The 19,255-nt window shown below is 32.6% G+C and carries 18 protein-coding genes; 9 read left to right on the top strand and 9 right to left on the bottom strand.

Going from position 1 to position 19,255, the window contains the following annotated elements:
* Positions 1-3: 3 nt before the first annotated feature.
* The 5 genes from ACFS5J_RS02205 to ACFS5J_RS02185 form a co-directional block, all read right to left on the bottom strand.
* A complete protein-coding gene (locus ACFS5J_RS02205; protein WP_379810326.1) occupies positions 4-705 on the bottom strand; it encodes a hypothetical protein in 702 nt (233 codons plus the stop codon).
* 73 nt (positions 706-778) lie between these two features.
* Entirely contained in the window at positions 779-2,608 is a 1,830-nt protein-coding gene (locus ACFS5J_RS02200) for an ABC transporter ATP-binding protein (protein ID WP_379810325.1), read from the bottom strand.
* Positions 2,608-4,335 (bottom strand): phospho-sugar mutase, encoded by a 1,728-nt coding sequence (locus ACFS5J_RS02195; RefSeq protein ID WP_379810324.1) that lies wholly within the window; start codon positions 4,333-4,335, stop codon positions 2,608-2,610. The genes ACFS5J_RS02200 and ACFS5J_RS02195 overlap by 1 nt, the downstream gene beginning before the upstream one ends.
* 35 nt (positions 4,336-4,370) lie before the next feature.
* Positions 4,371-5,321: a glycosyltransferase family 2 protein gene (locus ACFS5J_RS02190; protein ID WP_379810322.1), complete on the bottom strand. Its 951-nt coding sequence runs from the start codon at positions 5,319-5,321 to the stop codon at positions 4,371-4,373.
* Between the two features lie 4 nt (positions 5,322-5,325).
* Positions 5,326-5,853 (bottom strand): DUF4199 domain-containing protein, encoded by a 528-nt coding sequence (locus ACFS5J_RS02185; protein ID WP_379810321.1) that lies wholly within the window; start codon positions 5,851-5,853, stop codon positions 5,326-5,328.
* Between the two features lie 236 nt (positions 5,854-6,089).
* On the opposite strand from ACFS5J_RS02185, the gene ACFS5J_RS02180 reads away from it, so the two are divergent.
* From ACFS5J_RS02180 to ACFS5J_RS02170, 3 genes are all read left to right on the top strand, one after another.
* Positions 6,090-6,341 carry a type B 50S ribosomal protein L31 gene (locus ACFS5J_RS02180; RefSeq protein WP_177765945.1) on the top strand — a complete coding sequence of 84 codons (252 nt, stop codon included), beginning with the start codon at positions 6,090-6,092 and terminating at the stop codon, positions 6,339-6,341.
* 114 nt (positions 6,342-6,455) lie between these two features.
* On the top strand, positions 6,456-7,631 hold the full coding sequence (locus tag ACFS5J_RS02175) for a GlmU family protein (protein ID WP_379810320.1): 1,176 nt from the start codon (positions 6,456-6,458) through the stop codon (positions 7,629-7,631).
* 213 nt (positions 7,632-7,844) lie between these two features.
* Entirely contained in the window at positions 7,845-8,999 is a 1,155-nt protein-coding gene (locus ACFS5J_RS02170) for a histidine decarboxylase (protein ID WP_379810319.1), read from the top strand.
* Here the strand turns inward: ACFS5J_RS02170 and ACFS5J_RS02165 are convergent.
* A complete protein-coding gene (locus tag ACFS5J_RS02165) occupies positions 8,996-9,274 on the bottom strand; it encodes a hypothetical protein (protein WP_379810318.1) in 279 nt (92 codons plus the stop codon). The two genes, ACFS5J_RS02170 and ACFS5J_RS02165, sit on opposite strands and share 4 nt — an antisense overlap.
* A 147-nt stretch (positions 9,275-9,421) precedes the next feature.
* Between ACFS5J_RS02165 and mtaB the strand changes: the two genes are divergently transcribed.
* Positions 9,422-10,744 carry a tRNA (N(6)-L-threonylcarbamoyladenosine(37)-C(2))-methylthiotransferase MtaB gene (gene mtaB, locus ACFS5J_RS02160; RefSeq protein ID WP_379810317.1) on the top strand — a complete coding sequence of 441 codons (1,323 nt, stop codon included), beginning with the start codon at positions 9,422-9,424 and terminating at the stop codon, positions 10,742-10,744.
* A 40-nt stretch (positions 10,745-10,784) separates the two neighbouring features.
* On the opposite strand, the gene ACFS5J_RS02155 is transcribed toward mtaB, so the two are convergent.
* Positions 10,785-11,066 (bottom strand): GNAT family N-acetyltransferase, encoded by a 282-nt coding sequence (locus ACFS5J_RS02155; protein WP_379810316.1) that lies wholly within the window; start codon positions 11,064-11,066, stop codon positions 10,785-10,787.
* A 225-nt stretch (positions 11,067-11,291) separates the two neighbouring features.
* Between ACFS5J_RS02155 and ACFS5J_RS02150 the strand changes: the two genes are divergently transcribed.
* Genes ACFS5J_RS02150 through ACFS5J_RS02140 form a run of 3 tightly spaced genes read left to right on the top strand, consistent with a single transcriptional unit; the run spans position 11,292 to position 13,224 of the window.
* Positions 11,292-11,951 (top strand): alpha/beta hydrolase, encoded by a 660-nt coding sequence (locus ACFS5J_RS02150; RefSeq protein WP_379810315.1) that lies wholly within the window; start codon positions 11,292-11,294, stop codon positions 11,949-11,951.
* A gap of 13 nt (positions 11,952-11,964) precedes the next feature.
* Entirely contained in the window at positions 11,965-12,843 is an 879-nt protein-coding gene (locus ACFS5J_RS02145; RefSeq protein WP_379810314.1) for a lytic transglycosylase domain-containing protein, read from the top strand.
* A gap of 3 nt (positions 12,844-12,846) precedes the next feature.
* Positions 12,847-13,224, top strand: a complete 378-nt coding sequence (locus ACFS5J_RS02140) for a sulfite exporter TauE/SafE family protein (protein WP_379810313.1) — start codon at positions 12,847-12,849, stop codon at positions 13,222-13,224.
* Between the two features lie 46 nt (positions 13,225-13,270).
* Here ACFS5J_RS02140 and ACFS5J_RS02135 read toward each other — a convergent pair whose 3' ends face one another.
* Positions 13,271-13,786, bottom strand: a complete 516-nt coding sequence (locus ACFS5J_RS02135; RefSeq protein WP_379810311.1) for a DUF2892 domain-containing protein — start codon at positions 13,784-13,786, stop codon at positions 13,271-13,273.
* Between the two features lie 166 nt (positions 13,787-13,952).
* Between ACFS5J_RS02135 and rpmH the strand changes: the two genes are divergently transcribed.
* Together rpmH and carB are read left to right on the top strand one after the other, a co-directional pair.
* Complete coding sequence (gene rpmH, locus ACFS5J_RS02130) at positions 13,953-14,114, top strand: 50S ribosomal protein L34 (protein WP_008464848.1); 162 nt, start codon at positions 13,953-13,955, stop codon at positions 14,112-14,114.
* Between the two features lie 96 nt (positions 14,115-14,210).
* Positions 14,211-17,066 (top strand): carbamoyl-phosphate synthase large subunit, encoded by a 2,856-nt coding sequence (gene carB / locus ACFS5J_RS02125; protein ID WP_379810309.1) that lies wholly within the window; start codon positions 14,211-14,213, stop codon positions 17,064-17,066.
* Between the two features lie 38 nt (positions 17,067-17,104).
* On the opposite strand, the gene ACFS5J_RS02120 is transcribed toward carB, so the two are convergent.
* A complete protein-coding gene (locus ACFS5J_RS02120; RefSeq protein ID WP_379810307.1) occupies positions 17,105-19,252 on the bottom strand; it encodes a hypothetical protein in 2,148 nt (715 codons plus the stop codon).
* Positions 19,253-19,255: the final 3 nt, after the last annotated feature.

Genomic DNA, 19,255 nt, shown 5'->3' with positions numbered 1-19,255 from the left:
TTTTTAAATCAATATATCACTTTCTAAATCCGATTTTTCTATTTCAATAGTATAACCTAGTCGGTGTACCATTTCAATTACAAGATTTTTGTACCAATTCTCACTTTTAGGATGAATGTATATTTTTTTGATGAGTTTTTCGATATCCACATCAATTTTTAAACCATCTCTAAGTTTTAAATTTTGCTCACTCACATCTGAAATAATACGGATTTCATGTTCGTACTGAAAACTTTTTCTTTTGAAAAGAAAAGGGAAAAACATGTCTTCAAACGGAATATGTTCCTTTTTATAATCGATGTAATTAACCTCTCCTATGTATTGCTTGAACTTCGTTTCGGGTTGTAAAGCTTCTTTTAAACGACCTGTTGTGGATTGAATGGCAATTCCTTCGTTGTTTTTGGTAAATATTTGCCACATGGCAAAGGATTCGTATTCATTTGCGTGCCAACTACTGATGACTACTTTCTCGCGATGTGATTTGTAGTAATCTAAAAATTCAGGATTGTTAATGGCTATTTTTTTAATTTCCTCATAAGTAGGCTCACTAAAAGTACCTTCATATTGATCTTCAAATTTATCAGAACGCGACATGAATAATTTTTTCGATAACAACATGTCGAGGAATTTCGATAAATCGAGGTATTTCCAAACAATAGTTTCGTTGTCTTCTGTTAAATTGATGTTGGAACTGTTTTCAAACATGTATGATGAAATAAAAAATCTCCATCAAATTTAAGCATTTTTGATGGAGATTTTTCTTAAATTGGTGTAATGTTTACTCAAATGACTGTAATGAAACTAACTTAGCATAAGTACCGTTTTTAGCCATAAGTTCGCTATGATTTCCTTTTTCAATGATTTCACCCTTTTGCATCACTACTATAGTGTCTGCTTTTTGAATAGTTGATAAGCGGTGCGCAATAACAACTGAAGTGCGGTTTTGCATCATTTTTTCTAGAGCGTCTTGTACTAATTTTTCACTTTCAGTATCCAAAGCTGAAGTTGCTTCATCCAAAATCATAATTGGAGGGTTTTTAAGAACAGCTCTCGCGATGGATAAACGTTGCTTTTGTCCACCGGATAATTTTCCTCCCGCATCACCAATATTGGTATTGATGCCATGAGGTAGATCTTTTATGAACTCATAAGCATTGGCAATTTTTAAAGCTGCAATAATTTCTTCATCTGTAGCGTTTGGTTTACCAATTAATAGGTTATTTTTAATGGTATCGTTGAACAAAATAGAATCTTGTGTAACCAAGCCCATCAATGCACGTAGAGAATGGATATTCATATCCTTTATATTAACTCCGTCTATTTTAATAGCACCTTCTTGAACATCATAGAAACGTGTTAACAAATTGGCAATAGTACTTTTTCCAGAACCAGATTGACCAACAAGAGCAACTGTTTTACCTATAGGTACTTCAATTGAAAAGTTCTTTAAAACATTTTCTTCTCCATATCTAAAATTAATATTTTCGATAGAGATTTTATGGGTGAAATCTGATTTTACAACAGCATCTGGTTTTGTGTCAATAGTGTTTTCTTGTTCTAAAATTTCAAAGACACGATCTGCAGCAGCAATACCGTTTTTTACAGCATAAGAGGCTTTAGAGATCGCTTTCGCTGGGGTTAATATATTGTAGGCTAATCCCATGAAAACTAAAAAAATAGCACCATCTAAAGATTTATCTACTAATACTAAACTTCCACCATAAAACAGTAAAATAGCAATTGTTACAATACCCATTACTTCACTTAAAGGCCCTGCTAAATTATTTTTTTTGCCTATTTTATTTGAAAGTTTTAATAAACGATCAATAGAGTTTGCAAATTTGTTTTTAAACGTTGGCTCTGCATTGTAGCTTTTTACTACTTTTAACCCTGTTAAAGTTTCTTCAACCAAAGAAATCATATAGCCTCCTTCGTTTTGAGCGCGTAGCGACTGTGATTTCAGATTCTTACCAATTCTTGAAATAATCAAACCAGAAATAGGAATGAATATAAAAACGAAAAGTGTAAGTTTCCAGCTATAAGCAAACATCATTGCTATTGAGAAAATTATGGTAAAAGGTTCTTTTACGATAAGTTCAAGAAGCATGAAAAATGAATTTTGTACTTCTCCAACATCTCCAAGCATTCGCGCCATAACATCTCCTTTACGTTTTTCAGAATAAAATGAAACCGGTAGGCTAATTACTTTGTTATACATTACATTACGTAATTTTGCCGTAACGCCATTTCGCAAGTGCATCATATGATACGAGGCTAAGTAACCGGCAATATTTTTTAACAGGAAAGTTATAATTACGATTGAAACAACTAAAAGCAGTGATTTTTGTGGTGTACCACTATCGCTAAATAGTGTTACTCTGTAATACATTAAATTTTCTAAGTAATCTTTTAAGTGAAAAATATCTTTATAAACAGGTTCAGTTGTAACCCTTTTAGTTTTATCGAATAATACATTCATCATAGGTAACAATGTCACATATGATAAGGTGCTAAATAAAGCGTATAAAATATTGTAGAAGACATTCCAACCAATGTGATTTCTGAATGGTTTTAAATAAGGTCTTAATTTGTCAATAATTTTTTTCATTAGTTCAATTGCATTTCTGCGATTATATTTTTGATTTTTGTGTTTAAGAATTCTTCAGTTTTAGCAAAATCATTTATAGCATTCAATTCTGTGTTCACACTAAAATAAAATTTAATTTTAGGTTCTGTACCACTTGGTCTTGCACAGATTTTAGTACCATCTTCTAGGTAATAAATTAATACATTTGATTTAGGAATGTTAATGTCGAATATAACATTATTCATTAAATCTTTACCTTTTGAAAGTTGGTAATCTTCAATACATACTACGCGTTGTCCGTTGATTTCTTTTAATGGGTTTTCACGAAGGGTAATCATCATTTGTTTGATTTCATTAGCGCCGTCAATTCCTTTTTTGGTAATTGAAATTAAATCTTCTTTATAGAAACCAAAATCCATGTATAAGTGTAATAACTCTTTAAATAAACTGCTTCCAGCAGCTTTAGCTTGTGCAGCGATTTCACAAATTAATAAGATAGCACCTACTGCATCTTTATCGCGAACAGCATCTCCGACCATGAAACCAAAACTTTCTTCACCTCCTCCAATAAATTGTTGTTGAGGAAAATCTTTGATAAACTTGGCAATCCATTTAAAACCTGTTAATCCAACTTTGCATTCAACGTCATATGCTGCAGCTAATTCCAGCATCATCGGAGTTGATACAATAGTTGAGCCAATAAACTCATTACCGGTTAACTTGCCATTTCTTTTCCACTTTTCAAGTAGAAAGGCTGTCATAATGACCATTGACTGATTACCGTTCAGTAATTTTATTTTACCATCCATATCACGGACTGCAATACCCAAACGGTCAGAATCTGGATCGGTACCAATAACGATATCCGCATTTGTTTTTTCTGCTAATGCTATGGCCATTTCTAAAGCTTCTGGTTCTTCTGGATTTGGCGATTTTACTGTTGGGAAATTTCCATCAGGGATTGCTTGTTCGGTAACTATATGGAGATCGTTATAACCAGCCATTTCTAAAACTTGGGGAACTGCTTTAATAGAAGTACCGTGTAAAGAAGTATAAACAATTTTTAGATTGTCTTTAGCTGATTGTGGTGTATTGAAGCTTGCATTTGCAATAGTAGATTTGAAAAATGCTTCATCAATAGTAGAATCGATGTATTCAATTAAACTTTCATTAGGTTCAAATAAAATATCGCTGTATTCAAGGCTTTCGATAACTTGAATAACTTCTGAATCTTGAGGTGGAACCAATTGCCCTCCGTCTTTCCAATACACTTTGTAACCATTGTATTCTGGTGGATTATGGGAAGCTGTTAATACAATTCCTGTGTGGCAGCCCAATTCGCGAACAGCAAACGATAATTCAGGAGTAGGACGTAATTCTGAGAATAAATATACTTTGATTCCGTTAGCTGAAAATACATTGGCAACTACTTTTGCTAATGTATCACTATTGTGACGACAATCGTAAGCAATAGCAACTTTAATTTCCTCACCAGCAAATACTTTTTTAAGGTAGTTTGATAATCCTTGAGTGTTTTTTCCTAGCGTATATTGATTAATTCGGTTTGTTCCTACACCCATTACTCCACGCATACCTCCGGTTCCAAACTCTAGATTTTTATAAAAAGAATCTTCCAGTTCTTTTGGAGAAGAAGTCATTAATTCCTTAATAGCTTCTTGTGTAGTCATGTCAAATGTAGGGGTTAGCCACTCATTAACTTTGTTCAGTATCTCTTTTTCGATATGCATAATGTGTATTTTGTGTCAGCGTTTTTTAACTGATATTAAAAACCTTCTGAAATTTTATAACGTTCTTCGTTGTTTTTGGTGCGTAAAATAATTTCTCCTAAAAATCCTGCTAGGAAAAGTTGAGTACCAATAATCATAGTTGCTAAAGCAATGTAAAACCAAGGATTATTGGTTACTAAAATAGTAGGCTCATGGTGGTATAATTTCCAAAGTTTCATCAAGCCGATTATGCCAGCCGACATAAATCCAATTAAAAACATTAGTACACCTAGTGCACCAAATAGGTGCATGGGTTGTTTGCCAAACTTAGAAAGAAACCAAATGGTAATTAAATCTAAAAAGCCGTTGATGAAGCGTTCCATTCCGAATTTGGTAGAACCGTATTTTCGGGCTTGATGGATTACTACTTTTTCACCTATTTTGGAAAAGCCCGCATTTTTAGCTAAAACGGGTATGTAGCGGTGCATTTCACCTGATACTTCTATATTTTTAACAACTTCTTTTTTGTAGGCTTTTAAACCACAGTTAAAGTCGTTTAGTTTTACTCTAGAAGTTTTTCGAGCAGCCCAATTGAACAATTTTGAAGGAATATTTTTGAATATAACCGAATCGTATCGTTTTTTCTTCCATCCCGAAATTAAATCATAATTCTCTTTTGTAATCATGTTGTATAATTCTGGGATTTCATCTGGACTGTCTTGTAAGTCCGCGTCCATTGTTATGATAACGTCACCTTGAGCTTTTGCAAATCCAGCATGTAATGCTTGACTTTTACCATAATTGCGTAAAAAGCGAATACCTTTTACATTAGGGTTTTCTTTTGATAGTTGGGTTATCGTATTCCACGAACCATCGGTACTTCCATCATCAATAAATAGTAATTCATAAGAAAAGTTATGAGAAGTCATAACTTTTACAATCCATTGGTGCAATTCTGGTAACGATTCTTGTTCGTTTAATAATGGGATAACTATGGATATATTCATTGAATTAAAATACAGGTTTGTCTTTTTTGAAAATTGCGGCTAGGATAACACCGTAAATAGCACCGAATAAAAGGTTAATACCATATCCCATAATTTGGCTACCAACGGCAAATTGGTCTTGTTCCTCCATTTTTGTAGCCATTTCTTTTAATTGAGCATTAGGTGTTCCAAATTTTCTCATCATATTTACAAAGGCTTCAATTCCTAATTCTTTTATTGTTTCTTTGGCTTCAGGGTCAATTAAATTGAAAAGGATAATATTAAAGCTAATTGAGATTGCGAAACCTATTACAATAGATAAAAAATATGCTGTAAATCCTTCCTTTAGGGAAATAAATCCTCCTAAATCTTTTTTTGTTTGTATAAATACCAGTAATGAGATTATAAAGTAGAATAAAAAAAGTCCAGCACTTATCCAAGTAGAAATAAAAAGTTTTAAATCGATTAGGTATAACATCAGATTTATAAGTAGTACCACAATTCCTGTTATCAAACCGAATTTAACTCCGTTTTTCTTAATGATTTCATTCATAATTTTGTCGAATTTTATAGTTTACAAATATAGAAATAATATAGTTTACACTATTAGTGAAAAAAAACAAAAAAATGTTACGCAAGTAGTTGTAATTCCAAAATTAAATGTAAATTTGCACTCTGAAATTAAAAAGATTAAAAATTAAAAGGTTGTAAAAGTGTTTACACCTTTCTTTTCAAAAAGAAGGAAGCCGCAAAACAATTTTATAATCACTAATAAAAAAGATTTACAAGATGAAAAAAGGAATCCACCCAGAAAATTACAGATTAGTAGCTTTCAAAGACATGTCAAATGAAGACGTATTTATTACAAAATCAACAGTAGAAACAAAAGAAACTATCGAAGTTGATGGTGTTGAGTATCCAGTATTTAAAATGGAGATTTCTCGTACTTCTCACCCTTTTTACACAGGTAAATCGAAACTTATTGATACTGCAGGACGTATCGATAAATTCAAAACGAAATACGCGAAATTCAGTAAATAATAAATTGAATTCAAAATATAGAAATCCCGGCATTGTTCGGGATTTTTTTATGGAAAAAAGCGTACTTTTGAAGTGTATGCTCTTTATGAGCAGTTCAATTTAAAATCTTTTGTAATGAACTATATTCTTTTTGATGGAACGGTTCGCAATGCGTTGCTTCCATTTACATTTACTCGTCCAGTTGCTGATATTAGAGTAGGAATTTTAACCATTAGAGAAAAATGGGAAAAATATTTGGGCTATACTACTACTACTTTAACAGAAGAATACTTGATGGAAAAATTTCCAATGGTGGAAATGGAACACAATGTTATGATTAATGCTTCTTTTTTTCCAAATGAAGTATTGGTGGAAATGATAATGAATTTGGAGGAGAATCAAGCTATTATTTCAGGGGAAGAAATTATTGCTTTTTATTCAAATGATACACAAGAAGAAGTAGATTTTGACGTGTATGAATTGATTGATTACGAAGAAGAAGTACTTCGTATTGAAAACACTTGGGATATTTTTGCTATTAACGATGCTGCTATACGAGAGGATTTTCAGTTGATTACAGAAGATAGGCAATCGCAACCTATTCCGAAAAGTGTAAATGTTATTGGAGCTGAAAACATATTTATTGAAGAAGGTGCGAAGTTGGAGTTTGTAACTCTAAATGCTTCAACTGGACCTATTTATATTGGGAAAAATGCAGAAATTATGGAAGGTTCTGTAATTCGTGGTCCGTTTGCGTTGTGTGAAGAAGCTCAAGTGAAATTGGCGACCAAAATTTATGGAGCAACGACAATTGGTCCACATTGTAGAGTAGGGGGTGAAGTGAATAATTCTGTGATGTTTGGATATTCAAACAAAGGGCATGATGGTTTCTTAGGAAATGCTGTATTAGGCGAATGGTGTAACATTGGAGCTGATTCTAATAATTCAAATTTGAAGAATAATTATGAAGAAGTGCGTTTATGGAGTTATGAGACCGAAGGTTTTGCAAGAACTGGATTGCAGTTTTGTGGGTTAATGATGGGAGATCATAGTAAATGTGGTATTAATACGATGTTTAACACGGGGACTGTAGTTGGTGTTTCGGCAAATATATTTGGTAGTGGTTTTCCAAGAAATTTTGTACCAAGTTTTTCGTGGGGAGGTGCTTCTGGTTTTACAACATATATTACCAAAAAGGCTTTTGAAGTTGCAAAAGTGGTAATGAGTCGTCGTCATGTAGAATTTACAGAGCAAGATGCTCGTATTCTGGAACATGTGTTTGAAGAAACAAAAAAATGGCGTAAAGAGTAATTTGCAAAATTTAGTAGATAAAAAAGGGATGTAGAAGCGCATCCCTTTCTTTTTTAAATCTGTTTTAATGTTTGTATTTTGGAATAAAATTGTTTCTTTTAGGTTTGTTTTTTCTGCTTTTTTTATGTTATGTAGATTATTATTTTAATTTAATGATTTGTTGTAGTTTTTTAGTTTTTTAAAAGTACTTTTGCAAAAAATAATATACCCAAAATGAACACCCAAACATTATCGGTACAAGATCTTGCTAGACTTGATGAATTGCAGAAAAACATTGAAAATGCGAGGGATAATTTTTTAGGTTATCCAGTGTCAAAAGATTTCGATTATTCAGAGATTGCACATTTTTTGCAATACCCTATTAATAATCTTGGTGATCCTTTTGAAGATGGTACTTATAAAGTACAAACGCATGAGCTAGAAAAAGAAGTAGTTGCTTTTTTTGCAAAACTGTTTCGTGCTAATCCAAATGATTATTGGGGGTATGTAACAAATGGTGGTTCTGAAAGTAATTTGTATGGTTTGTATTTGGCACGCGAATTATTTTCCAATGCAATGGTGTATTATTCTGAAACGACACATTATAGTGTAAAAAAGAACATCCAGTTATTAAATATTCCAAGTATTGTAATCCGTTCACAGCCAAATGGTGAAATTGATTACGAAGATTTTGAAAATACCGTTCGATTGAATCGTCATAAACCAGCTATAGTGCTAGCGACATTCGGGACAACTATGAAAGAAGCGAAAGATGATGTGTCGCGTTTAAGAGCTATTTTGAGAAATTTAGCGATTCAAGATTGTTACATTCATTGTGATGCCGCTTTATCTGGGACTTACGGTGCTTTTATGGAACCAAGATTACCATTCGATTTCTTTGATGGTGCCGATAGTATTTCAATTAGTGGGCATAAATTTATAGGATCTCCAATTCCATGTGGTGTAATTATTACCAAAAGGTCAAATAGAGATAGAATCTCAAAAGGGGTGTCTTATATAGGTTCGTTAGATACTACTATTACAGGTTCACGTAACGGTCATAGTCCTTTGTTTTTGTGGTATGCTTTAAAGAAAATGAATGTTGAAGGGCTTCGTAATCGCTATTTAAAAAGTTTGGAAGTTGCTGAATATTGTGAAATGCGTTTAAGAGCAATAGGGGTGGCTGCATGGAGAAATCCTAATGCGCTTACAGTTGTTTTTCCTAAAACTTCAGCGGAAATAAAGCTAAAATGGCAATTGGCAACAGAAGGGGATATAGCCCATATTATATGTATGCCAAATGTTACCAAAGAACAAATAGATAACTTTATAGAGGATATGGAAAAATCAGTTTTAGTTGAAGAAGATGCTTTCGAATTCTCTTTTTAAAGGTGATTTAAAAAATTAAATAAAGCTAATAAGATTACTAAAGAAAGAAACACCAATATTATTTGTTGTTTCTTTCTTTTTTTATTTTCAGCTTGTAAACGTTCACGAATAGCTTTTAATTGTTCGGGTGTAGCTTTTTTAGTATTATGATGGGTTCTTGTGTTTTGGAATTTACTCGTAGTTGTTTGACTGAATTTTTCCAGTTTTGAGCCTTTTTTTCTTCTGTTGTTTTTTAAAATTGTAATGCTGCTAAGTATTGAACCAATTCCTGGCATACTTCACTTTTTTATTGTACGAAAAAAGTGAAAGAAATGTTACATATTGAAAGTGTTTGTGTTATAAACTTTTTATTTTCAAAGTTTTGTGCTTAACTTTGCACCCTCAATTTTTTGACAACGATTTCATGAATTGAGTTTTTACTTATGGAAAATAAAAAAAAGGTCGCTTTTTACACATTAGGTTGTAAATTAAATTTCTCGGAAACTTCTACAATTGCGAGAAATATTCAAGAAGAAGGTTTTGAAAGAGTTGGTTTTGAGGAGGTTGCGGATATGTATGTAATTAATACCTGTTCGGTGACTGAAAATGCCGATAAGCAATTCAAGCAAATTGTAAAAAAGGCAATGAAGCTTAATGATAAAGCATTTGTTGCAGCTGTAGGGTGTTATGCACAATTAAAACCAGAAGAGTTGGCGGCAGTTGATGGTGTTGATTTGGTTTTGGGTGCAACTGAAAAGTTTAACATTACCGATTATATCAACGATTTGACTAAAAATGATATGGGTGAAGTGCATTCTTGCGAAATTGAGGATGCTGATTTTTATGTGGGAAGTTATTCTATTGGAGATCGCACTCGTGCGTTTTTAAAAGTTCAAGATGGTTGTGATTATAAATGTACTTATTGTACTATTCCATTAGCTCGTGGAATTTCTCGAAGTGATACTATGGAAGGTGTTTTAAAAAATGCCAAAGAAATTTCTGAAAAAGGTATTAAAGAAATTGTATTGACAGGAGTAAATATAGGTGATTACGGTAAAGGGGAGTTTGGAAATAAAAAACACGAACATACTTTTCTAGATTTAGTAACAGAATTGGATAAGGTAGAAGGTATAGAGCGTTTGCGTATTTCTTCTATTGAGCCCAACTTGTTAAAAAATGAAACGATTGATTTGGTTTCAAAATCACGTGCTTTTGTGCCCCATTTCCATATACCGTTGCAGAGCGGAAGTAATGATATTTTAAAGAAAATGAAGCGTCGTTATTTACGCGAGTTGTACGTAGATAGAGTGGCTAAAATTCGCGAAGTAATGCCGCATGCTTGTATTGGTGTTGATGTTATCGTTGGGTTTCCTGGTGAAACAGACGAACATTTTTTAGAAACGTATCATTTTTTAAATGATTTGGATATTTCATATTTGCATGTGTTTACTTATTCGGAACGTGATAATACGGAAGCGGCTGAAATGGACGGTGTAGTGCCAATGAATGTACGTTCAAAAAGAAGTAAAATGTTGCGTGGACTTTCTGTTAAAAAACGCCGTTCGTTCTATGAAAAACAAATTGGGACCAATAGAACTGTTTTGTTTGAAAGTGAAAATAAAGAAGGGTATATTCATGGATTTACAGAAAATTACGTAAAAGTAAAAACACCTTGGAATCCTGAATTGGTGAATACATTGCATGATATTCATTTGACTAAAATTGATGAAGACGGAGCTGTTCGTTTCGATTTTATAAATACATAACGTTATAAAAAAATCCCATTCTTTTCAGAATGGGATTTTTTTATATTTTAATTCCTGGAGGAAGCATTTCTTGATAGCGTCTGTTTTTTCTAAAAAACTTGATAAGCTTGATATGTGTAGGTACTACCTTTAATTTGCGTTCTTGTGCAATTTCAAGTACATTTTTTATAAACTCATCTTGATACTCTTCATCTGTATTGTCATTTTCGATGAACTTAGTCAAGAAAATTTTACGTTCTTGTACTGAGTATTCTATTGAGAGTAGTCCTGTATTTGTGTCAGTTTCGAATTGGCGTAATAATTCGTTATCTTTTATTTCCATTATGCGAAGTCTTTAAAAAAGAAATTAACCTTAAAAAAAGGAATAGTATATTTTTTGTGTTAAAAATGAAATGCAAATTTACAAAATACCTTTTTAAGTTCAAATGTTTTTAACGTTTACTTCAATTTAATAACAACTTTGCTTAAAATTCAGATAATATTAATGTTTTCTGAAAGAAAATGATACTTAAAATAAGTACATTTATAATTATAAGTTTGTTTTATCATGACTAAAATTCCAGTGTATTTTATGCCCGGTTTAGCAGCCGGAACGAGTATTTTTGAAAATATTGATTTACCTGCTCAACAATTTGAGATTTTTTTCTTAGAGTGGTTTGTTCCTAATGAGAGAGAGTCATTGCAAGAATATGCAAAAAGAATGACAGAGAAGATAGAACATGAAAACCCGGTGTTAGTTGGAGTTTCGTTTGGAGGGATATTAGTTCAAGAAATGGCAAAGTTTATCAAGGTGCGAAAATTGATAATTGTTTCAAGTGTTAAGTCGAATAAAGAGTTTCCGAGAAGAATGAAGTTTGCTAAAAAAACATTGGCATATAAGTTGATGCCTACTTCATTGTTGGCTAATGTTGCAGCTTTGGAGAAATTATCTTTTGGAGAGACTTTTAAAAAGCGCATTCGACTTTATGAAAAATATTTGAACATGCGTGACAAGAAATATTTGGATTGGGCAATAGAAAATGTAATTTTATGGTCGAGAACAGAGCCTGATGAAAATGTGATTCATATTCATGGCGATAAAGATGAGGTTTTTCCAGTACAATATATTGATAATTATATTCCTGTAGCTGGAGCAACTCATATTCTGATTATTAATAAATACAAATGGTTAAATGAAAATTTACCAAAATTGATTTTAGAAAATTAAAAAACAAAACAAAATGAAAAAGATTGTAGTGATGCTCGGGGTGGTTTTGGTGAGTGGTATCTTTATTTATGCTACCTCAAGTCCGGTAAAGGAGTCAACACATGTTGATTACCCAAAAGAAATGAATTTTGCAGGGGAAGTCGTTCCTTATCATATAGTGGATGTGCAAGAACGTTTGGATCGAGAGATGGTTACCAATATGAACTATCATACCAATACCACTTTGGTAATCAAACGTGCCAACAAAGTCTTTCCTATTATTGAGCCTATTTTGGCTAAAAATGGAATACCAGACGATTTTAAATATTTAGCTGTTATTGAAAGTAGTTTGGTAAATGCGGTTTCGCCTGCAGGTGCTAGAGGAGTTTGGCAATTTATGCCATCAACAGCAAAAGAAAATGGTATGGAGGTTAATGATTATGTTGATGAACGTTATGATTTAGAAAAATCAACACAAGCGGCTTGTAATTATTTAAATGAAGCAAAAGCAAAATTTGGTAATTGGACTGCTGCTGCTGCGTCTTATAATGGCGGGATGAATGGAATTTCTCGTAAACTGGAAGAACAGCAAGTGGGGAGTTATTATGATTTGTTGTTAACGGAGGAAACATCACGTTATGTGTTTCGAATTTTGGCTCTGAAAGAAATTATGAAAAATCCTAAAAAGTATGGGTTTGATATCCCGGAAGCAATGCTGTATAAAAGAGTACCGGTGAAAACTATAGAAGTGGACTCAACAATCAACGATTTGGCTACTTTTGCTAAAACACAAGGTATTAATTATAAAATATTAAAATTGCATAATCCTTGGTTACGTGATAGAAAATTAATTAATAAAGAAGGTAAAAAATACGAAATCGAAATTCCTACTACTGGGTATTTTATTAACTAAAAGATGAAAGAAAAGATGACACTACAAATAGTGCTAATGTTGATTGCGATTGGAATATCAGCGGGTGTTTTAAGTGGTTTGATTGGCATAGGAGGAGGAATAATAATGGTGCCGATGTTGTTGCTTTTAGGATTTTCTCAGCAGCAAGCACAGGGGACAAGTTTGGCGGCTTTATTACCACCAGTTACACTTCTTGCGGTAATTAATTATCACAAAGAAGGGTTTATCGATTGGCGTTATGCGCTTACAATTTCACTTTTTTTTATCGTTGGTGGATTTTTAGGCAGTAAAATTGCAATAAGTATTGATCAAAAAATATTGAAAAAAATATTTGGTGTTGTGTTGTTAATTGTGGCGGGCAAGATGATATTTTCAAAATAAAAAAAGCACCAATTTGGTGCTTTTTTTATAGTATTTAAGACGAAGATTAAATTTTCTTCATTTGATCTTTCATCATTTTTATTTGGTCTTTCAACATATTGTGTTTGTCAAGTTTTTTGGCTTCGTTTAACAATGTTGTAGCTTCCATTTTTCTTCTTCTAGTCATGGCAATACCAGCAAGTTGAAGTTTTGCAAGCGCTAAATCTTGATCCATTGATAAGCCTAGTTCAATGGCCTTTTTGAAAAATTTTTCAGCTTGAGATAAGTTGGTTTGAGAAACCATTATTCCGTTTAGATAGTTGTAATATCCTTGTTGTTTTCTTACCAATGCTCCTTCAGGATTTTTAATTTTATCAAGCCAAACTTTTGCGCCTTCTAAATCTTGTTTTCTTAATTTAAGAAAAGCTAATAATATCATTTCGTTTTTAAAATAGAGGAAAACGAATATTGAAGCAAAAAGCAGTAAAAATATACCATTCCCTATATTTCCTTCTGTAAATTGGTAAATGGCAAAAGCGGTTATTAATGCAGTTAAAACTAATTTAATATTTTTGTTAAACATAATATTGTTTTTTTTGGTGTTGCAAAGGTAGTAAAATCAATTAAAAATATTTTTAAAAAAGTACTTGCTAATGAAAAAACTCTTTGTATATTTGCACTCGGTTTTCAGGTAGTGATAGCCAGAGTTAAAAAATTGATTTTATTTATAGAATTTAAAAATACAAGCAATGAGTAAGAGAACATTTCAACCATCAAAAAGAAAAAGAAGAAACAAGCACGGTTTCATGGATAGAATGGCTTCTGCAAACGGAAGAAAAGTGCTTGCTCGTAGAAGAGCTAAAGGAAGACACAAATTGACTGTTTCTAGCGAACCTAGACATAAAAAATAATGTTCTTTTACTAAGCAATATAAGGTGTTACTATTTCGTTAGTAACACCTTTTTTTATAAATTTGAGAATCTAACTGCAACGACAACAATTACATAATGCCAAAAGACAATTCAATTAAATCCGTATTGATCATAGGTTCAGGTCCCATCGTAATTGGGCAAGCCTGTGAATTTGACTACGCAGGATCACAATCTGCAAGATCATTAAGAGAAGAAGGAATTGAAGTTATATTAATTAACTCCAATCCAGCAACTATTATGACTGATCCTTCAATGGCGGATCATGTTTATTTAAAACCTTTGACAACAAAATCGATTGTTGAAATTTTAAAAGCTCATCCTCAAATTGATGCTGTATTGCCTACAATGGGAGGACAAACGGCTTTGAATCTTTGTATTGAAGCTGATGAAAAGGGAATTTGGAATGATTTCGGTGTACGCTTGATAGGTGTTGATATCAACGCAATCAATATCACTGAAGACCGAGAGCAATTTAAACAGTTATTAGCTAAAATTGACGTGCCTGTAGCGCCTGCAAAAACAGCTAATTCTTTCTTAAAAGGAAAAGAAATTGCACAAGAGTTTGGCTTTCCACTAGTTATCCGTCCATCGTTTACTTTAGGAGGTACTGGAGCTGCTTTTGTACATACAAAAGAGGAGTTTGATGAGAAATTAACCTATGGTTTGGAAATGTCTCCAATTCACGAAGTACTTATTGATAAGGCACTTTTAGGTTGGAAAGAATATGAATTAGAATTATTACGTGATGCTAATGATAACGTAGTAATTATTTGTACTATTGAAAATATGGACCCAATGGGTATCCACACTGGAGATAGTATTACAGTAGCGCCTGCAATGACTTTATCGGATACTACTTTCCAAAAAATGCGTGATATGGCCATCTTAATGATGCGTTCTATCGGTAATTTTGCTGGAGGATGTAACGTACAGTTTGCAGTTTCACCTGATGATAAAGAAGATATTGTGGCAATTGAGATTAACCCTCGTGTATCGCGTTCTTCTGCTTTAGCATCAAAAGCTACCGGTTACCCAATTGCTAAAATTGCAACTAAATTAGCTTTAGGATACAACTTAGATGAATTACAAAATCAAATTACAAAATCTACTTCAGCTTTATTCGAGCCAACATTAGATTATGTAATTGTGAAAATACCACGTTGGAACTTTGATAAGTTTGAAGGTTCTGATAGAACTTTAGGACTTCAAATGAAATCGGTAGGTGAGGTAATGGGTATTGGACGTTCATTCCAGGAAGCGTTACACAAAGCGACTCAATCATTAGAAATTAAACGTAATGGTTTAGGAGCTGATGGTAAAGGTTATACAAACTACGAGCAAATAATTGAGAAATTAACTTATGCTAGTTGGGATCGCGTATTTGTAATTTACGATGCTATTGCAATGGGTATTCCATTGAGTCGTATTCATGAAATTACGAGAATCGATATGTGGTTCTTAAAACAATACGAGGAATTATTCCATTTAGAAAGAGAAATTTCAAATCACAAAGTTGATACATTACCTAGAGAATTACTTTTAGAAGCAAAACAAAAAGGATATGGTGACCGTCAAATTGCTCACATGATGGGTTGTTTGGAAAGTCAAGTTTACAACTTACGTAAAGAGCAAAAAATAAACAGAGTTTACAAACTAGTAGATACTTGTGCTGCTGAGTTTAAAGCTTTGACACCATACTACTATTCAACTTTTGAAGCAGAAATTGAAAAAGCTGATGGAACACGTTATGTGGATAATGAAAGCATTGTAACAGACAAGAAAAAAGTAATTGTATTAGGTTCTGGGCCAAACAGAATTGGTCAAGGAATTGAGTTCGATTATTCTTGTGTTCACGGTGTTCTAGCCGCAAAAGAGTGTGGTTATGAAACAATCATGATTAACTGTAACCCTGAGACGGTTTCAACTGATTTTGATACAGCTGACAAGTTATACTTTGAGCCAGTTTTCTGGGAGCACATTTACGATATTATCCAACATGAAAAACCAGAAGGTGTTATTGTTCAGTTGGGTGGACAAACCGCTTTAAAACTTGCTGAGAAATTATCGAAATATGGAATTAAGATCTTAGGAACATCTTTTGACGCGTTAGATTTAGCTGAGGATAGAGGTCGTTTCTCTGATTTGTTAACAGAATTAAATATTCCTTTCCCGAAATTCGGAATTGCTGAAAGTGCAGAAGAAGCTTCACAATTAGCAGATTCGTTAGACTTCCCATTATTAGTACGTCCTTCGTATGTGTTAGGTGGTCAGGGAATGAAGATTGTAATCAACAAGCAAGAATTAGAAGAGCACGTAATTGATTTGTTAAAATCAATTCCAGGCAATAAATTATTATTAGACCACTATTTAGACGGAGCAATTGAAGCAGAGGCAGATGCAATTTGTGATGCAGATGGTAATGTTTACATTATCGGAATCATGGAGCACATTGAGCCTTGTGGTGTTCACTCTGGGGATAGTAATGCAACATTGCCTCCTTTCAACTTAGGAGAATTTGTAATGCAACAAATTAAAGAGCATACCCATAAGATTGCAAAAGCTTTAAAAACTGTTGGTTTAATCAACATTCAGTTTGCAATTAAAGATGATACTGTTTACATTATTGAGGCAAATCCTAGAGCTTCTCGTACAGTACCATTTATTGCTAAAGCTTACAAAGAGCCTTATGTAAATTATGCGACTAAAGTGATGTTGGGGCATAATAAAGTAACTGACTTTAATTTCAATCCACAGTTAGACGGATTTGCAATTAAACAACCAGTATTCTCTTTCAGTAAGTTTAAAAACGTAAATAAAGCTTTAGGGCCAGAGATGAAATCGACTGGAGAAAGCATTTTATTTATCGATGACTTAAAAGATGATCAATTCTACGAATTGTACTCAAGAAGAAAAATGTACTTAAGTAAGTAATACTAAAAATCCCAATCGAATGATTGGGATTTTTTATTTTAATTCTTTTTTAATAAAATTTTCTCTTGGTTGAACTGATAGGATAGCTCTAAAAAGGCTACAATTTGAGACCACTTATTTTGAGGTTGAAAATAGCCTTTGTAATATTTTAGAGCGTTTATTTTTAAAATATTACCTTCTACTTTTGCTGTTGCAATAAAACCACCAGTTTCATTTTCTATTTTTGTGTTTAGCTTTTCGATACCCGATACTGTATAACCATCTGGGATTTTCAATAATATTTCGTTTTCAAATGATCGTGGATATGAATAATACACATTATTGGTTCTATTTTTCTCTTTTTGACTTACTTCTACTTGAGCGCCAATAAACTTACCAATTTCTACAATGTAATTATTGCCTGCTTTTTTTAGTAAATTGTTTTTTATAGAGAATTTCTCATCATATACAAATGGAGTTTCTTTTCCGAATCGCCCAGTATTGACAATTTTATAGGTATGATCTTCAATTTCTACTTGGTATTCCCTTGAAGTTGTAAATTTTAATTCTTCTTTTTGTTTGTCTTTTAATTTATTGATGAAGGCTTCAAACTCATTTGTATATTGTTCTTTTCGCTTTTTGTTTTTAATGCGGTCTAATAATGGAGTGGTTCCATACTTTTCATAATCTTCTCCTATATAATCAAAGAAGTATAGTTTTTCCGCTTGTTCGCTTTCTTTGGTATGTCCATTCAAGGAAGTTCTTCGGTCAATATTTAAACTATTAAAATCAGGAGCTATAGTAATATTTGTGACTTGTTTTGAAGTGTTGTCCTTGAAGGTTGAAGCGGGTAGTTTAATTTCTTCCACATTATCTACTTTTTTGAGTTTGCTCACTTTCAAAGCATAAGCCTCTGTATTTTCAATTTGTGAAGCTATTTGATCCACATCGGAGAAAGGTGTGAAATACTCAATATAAAAAGGGTTCTCCGTATTTATGCGAAGTAAAACAGAAGCGTTTTTTTGTATGAGTATATCCTTGATTGGTCCATTATTACGATTGGTCGCTACTATGATGTCATATTCTATTTTATTTTCCTTTAGAAATGCCATAAAGTGATTGATAAACGCTTTTTCGGTTTTAAAGAATACCGGGTTGGCACCGTAAAGTTCAAATGGATTCATGATATTGACTTCATTAATTACAAATGCCTCAATATACATGGTGTAATAGTAATGACGGGTGAAATAGTATACCGCTCTTACTTTTTCCTCTGTAGTTTTAAAAGTTTTATCTTTTAAAAAGTCATCAATGTCTTTTAGGTTTCCTAGAGGTCTAAACTTGTTAATGTAAAAGTCTAAGATGTCTTCTTTTGATACTGTTTTTTTGACACTGTTTTCTTTTTCAGAAAGAAAGGCTTCTGCACGCTCTTCAAATTTTCCTGATCGTGCAAAAAATACTTGGAACTTATAACATGGTAATTCGGCAAGAGGATAAAACCAATTTGGGAAATCATTTTTATCAATGTCTTTTACAACAATTTCATATTTTCTTTCATTGTTATTTTTAAGTGGAATTTGTTTTAATTCTGGTCCACCGTTGTAAGTGTTGAAGTTTACAAAAAAATCATTTTCCGTTTGAAAAGTTAGTTTGTAATTCATAATCGGATAATTATCTCCAAAAGTTCTTTCTACTTCATCAAAACCATATTCGTAAAACGACTGAAATGATTCTGTGGAGTAGTGGTAGATGTCAATGATATCGTTTACTTCCAAATTTGGAATTGCTATTTTTTTGTTTTGGTCTAAGGCTACCGATTCCTTTTCAACATCAATTTCAATTTCTTTACCATTTGTTTTTAAGACTTTTATTCCAATAGTTGTTTTTTCTGCGATTCCATATTTTACATCGCTTTTATTATCGTAGGTTAATTCAGAGAATTCATTTACCGCTGCTTGATCTTGTAGCTTGATTCTTTTTCGAAAAGCAGCTCTATACGTAACATTCTTCCCGAACTTATGAAAATCATAATCTTCATATTTATAAATGATAACTGCGGATTCATTTTTAAATTTTTCAGGGATCTCTGCTTGCCCTTTGTAAGTGTCGTTATCACCCCAAAAGAAAGCATTGAGTTCTTCTTTTTTTTGGGCAATAGCGGTAAGTGTTGTACAAAAGTATACAAGTAAGAAGTAATGTATTTTCATGGT

Origin of the sequence: Flavobacterium chuncheonense (genome assembly GCF_042686145.1) — a bacterium.
GTDB classification, from domain to species: Bacteria; Bacteroidota; Bacteroidia; order Flavobacteriales; family Flavobacteriaceae; genus Flavobacterium; species Flavobacterium chuncheonense.
The sequence above is the reverse complement of the archived record's forward strand: the minus strand, read 5'-3'. Positions and strand labels throughout refer to the sequence as shown.

Excerpts from the sequence above, each read along its gene's own strand:
- ACFS5J_RS02120 (WP_379810307.1), bottom strand. The coding sequence starts at position 19,252 with ATGAAAATACATTACTTCTTACTTGTATACTTTTGTACAACACTTACC.
- ACFS5J_RS02185 (WP_379810321.1), bottom strand. The coding sequence starts at position 5,853 with ATGAATGAAATCATTAAGAAAAACGGAGTTAAATTCGGTTTGATAACA.
- mtaB (WP_379810317.1), top strand. The coding sequence starts at position 9,422 with ATGGAAAATAAAAAAAAGGTCGCTTTTTACACATTAGGTTGTAAATTA.
- ACFS5J_RS02145 (WP_379810314.1), top strand. The coding sequence starts at position 11,965 with ATGAAAAAGATTGTAGTGATGCTCGGGGTGGTTTTGGTGAGTGGTATC.
- ACFS5J_RS02140 (WP_379810313.1), top strand. The coding sequence starts at position 12,847 with ATGAAAGAAAAGATGACACTACAAATAGTGCTAATGTTGATTGCGATT.
- ACFS5J_RS02170 (WP_379810319.1), top strand. The coding sequence starts at position 7,845 with ATGAACACCCAAACATTATCGGTACAAGATCTTGCTAGACTTGATGAA.
- ACFS5J_RS02150 (WP_379810315.1), top strand. The coding sequence starts at position 11,292 with ATGACTAAAATTCCAGTGTATTTTATGCCCGGTTTAGCAGCCGGAACG.
- rpmH (WP_008464848.1), top strand. The coding sequence starts at position 13,953 with ATGAGTAAGAGAACATTTCAACCATCAAAAAGAAAAAGAAGAAACAAG.
- ACFS5J_RS02190 (WP_379810322.1), bottom strand. The coding sequence starts at position 5,321 with ATGAATATATCCATAGTTATCCCATTATTAAACGAACAAGAATCGTTA.
- ACFS5J_RS02175 (WP_379810320.1), top strand. The coding sequence starts at position 6,456 with ATGAACTATATTCTTTTTGATGGAACGGTTCGCAATGCGTTGCTTCCA.
- ACFS5J_RS02155 (WP_379810316.1), bottom strand. The coding sequence starts at position 11,066 with ATGGAAATAAAAGATAACGAATTATTACGCCAATTCGAAACTGACACA.
- ACFS5J_RS02165 (WP_379810318.1), bottom strand. The coding sequence starts at position 9,274 with ATGCCAGGAATTGGTTCAATACTTAGCAGCATTACAATTTTAAAAAAC.
- ACFS5J_RS02205 (WP_379810326.1), bottom strand. The coding sequence starts at position 705 with ATGTTTGAAAACAGTTCCAACATCAATTTAACAGAAGACAACGAAACT.
- ACFS5J_RS02135 (WP_379810311.1), bottom strand. The coding sequence starts at position 13,786 with ATGTTTAACAAAAATATTAAATTAGTTTTAACTGCATTAATAACCGCT.
- ACFS5J_RS02195 (WP_379810324.1), bottom strand. The coding sequence starts at position 4,335 with ATGCATATCGAAAAAGAGATACTGAACAAAGTTAATGAGTGGCTAACC.
- ACFS5J_RS02180 (WP_177765945.1), top strand. The coding sequence starts at position 6,090 with ATGAAAAAAGGAATCCACCCAGAAAATTACAGATTAGTAGCTTTCAAA.
- carB (WP_379810309.1), top strand. The coding sequence starts at position 14,211 with ATGCCAAAAGACAATTCAATTAAATCCGTATTGATCATAGGTTCAGGT.
- ACFS5J_RS02200 (WP_379810325.1), bottom strand. The coding sequence starts at position 2,608 with ATGAAAAAAATTATTGACAAATTAAGACCTTATTTAAAACCATTCAGA.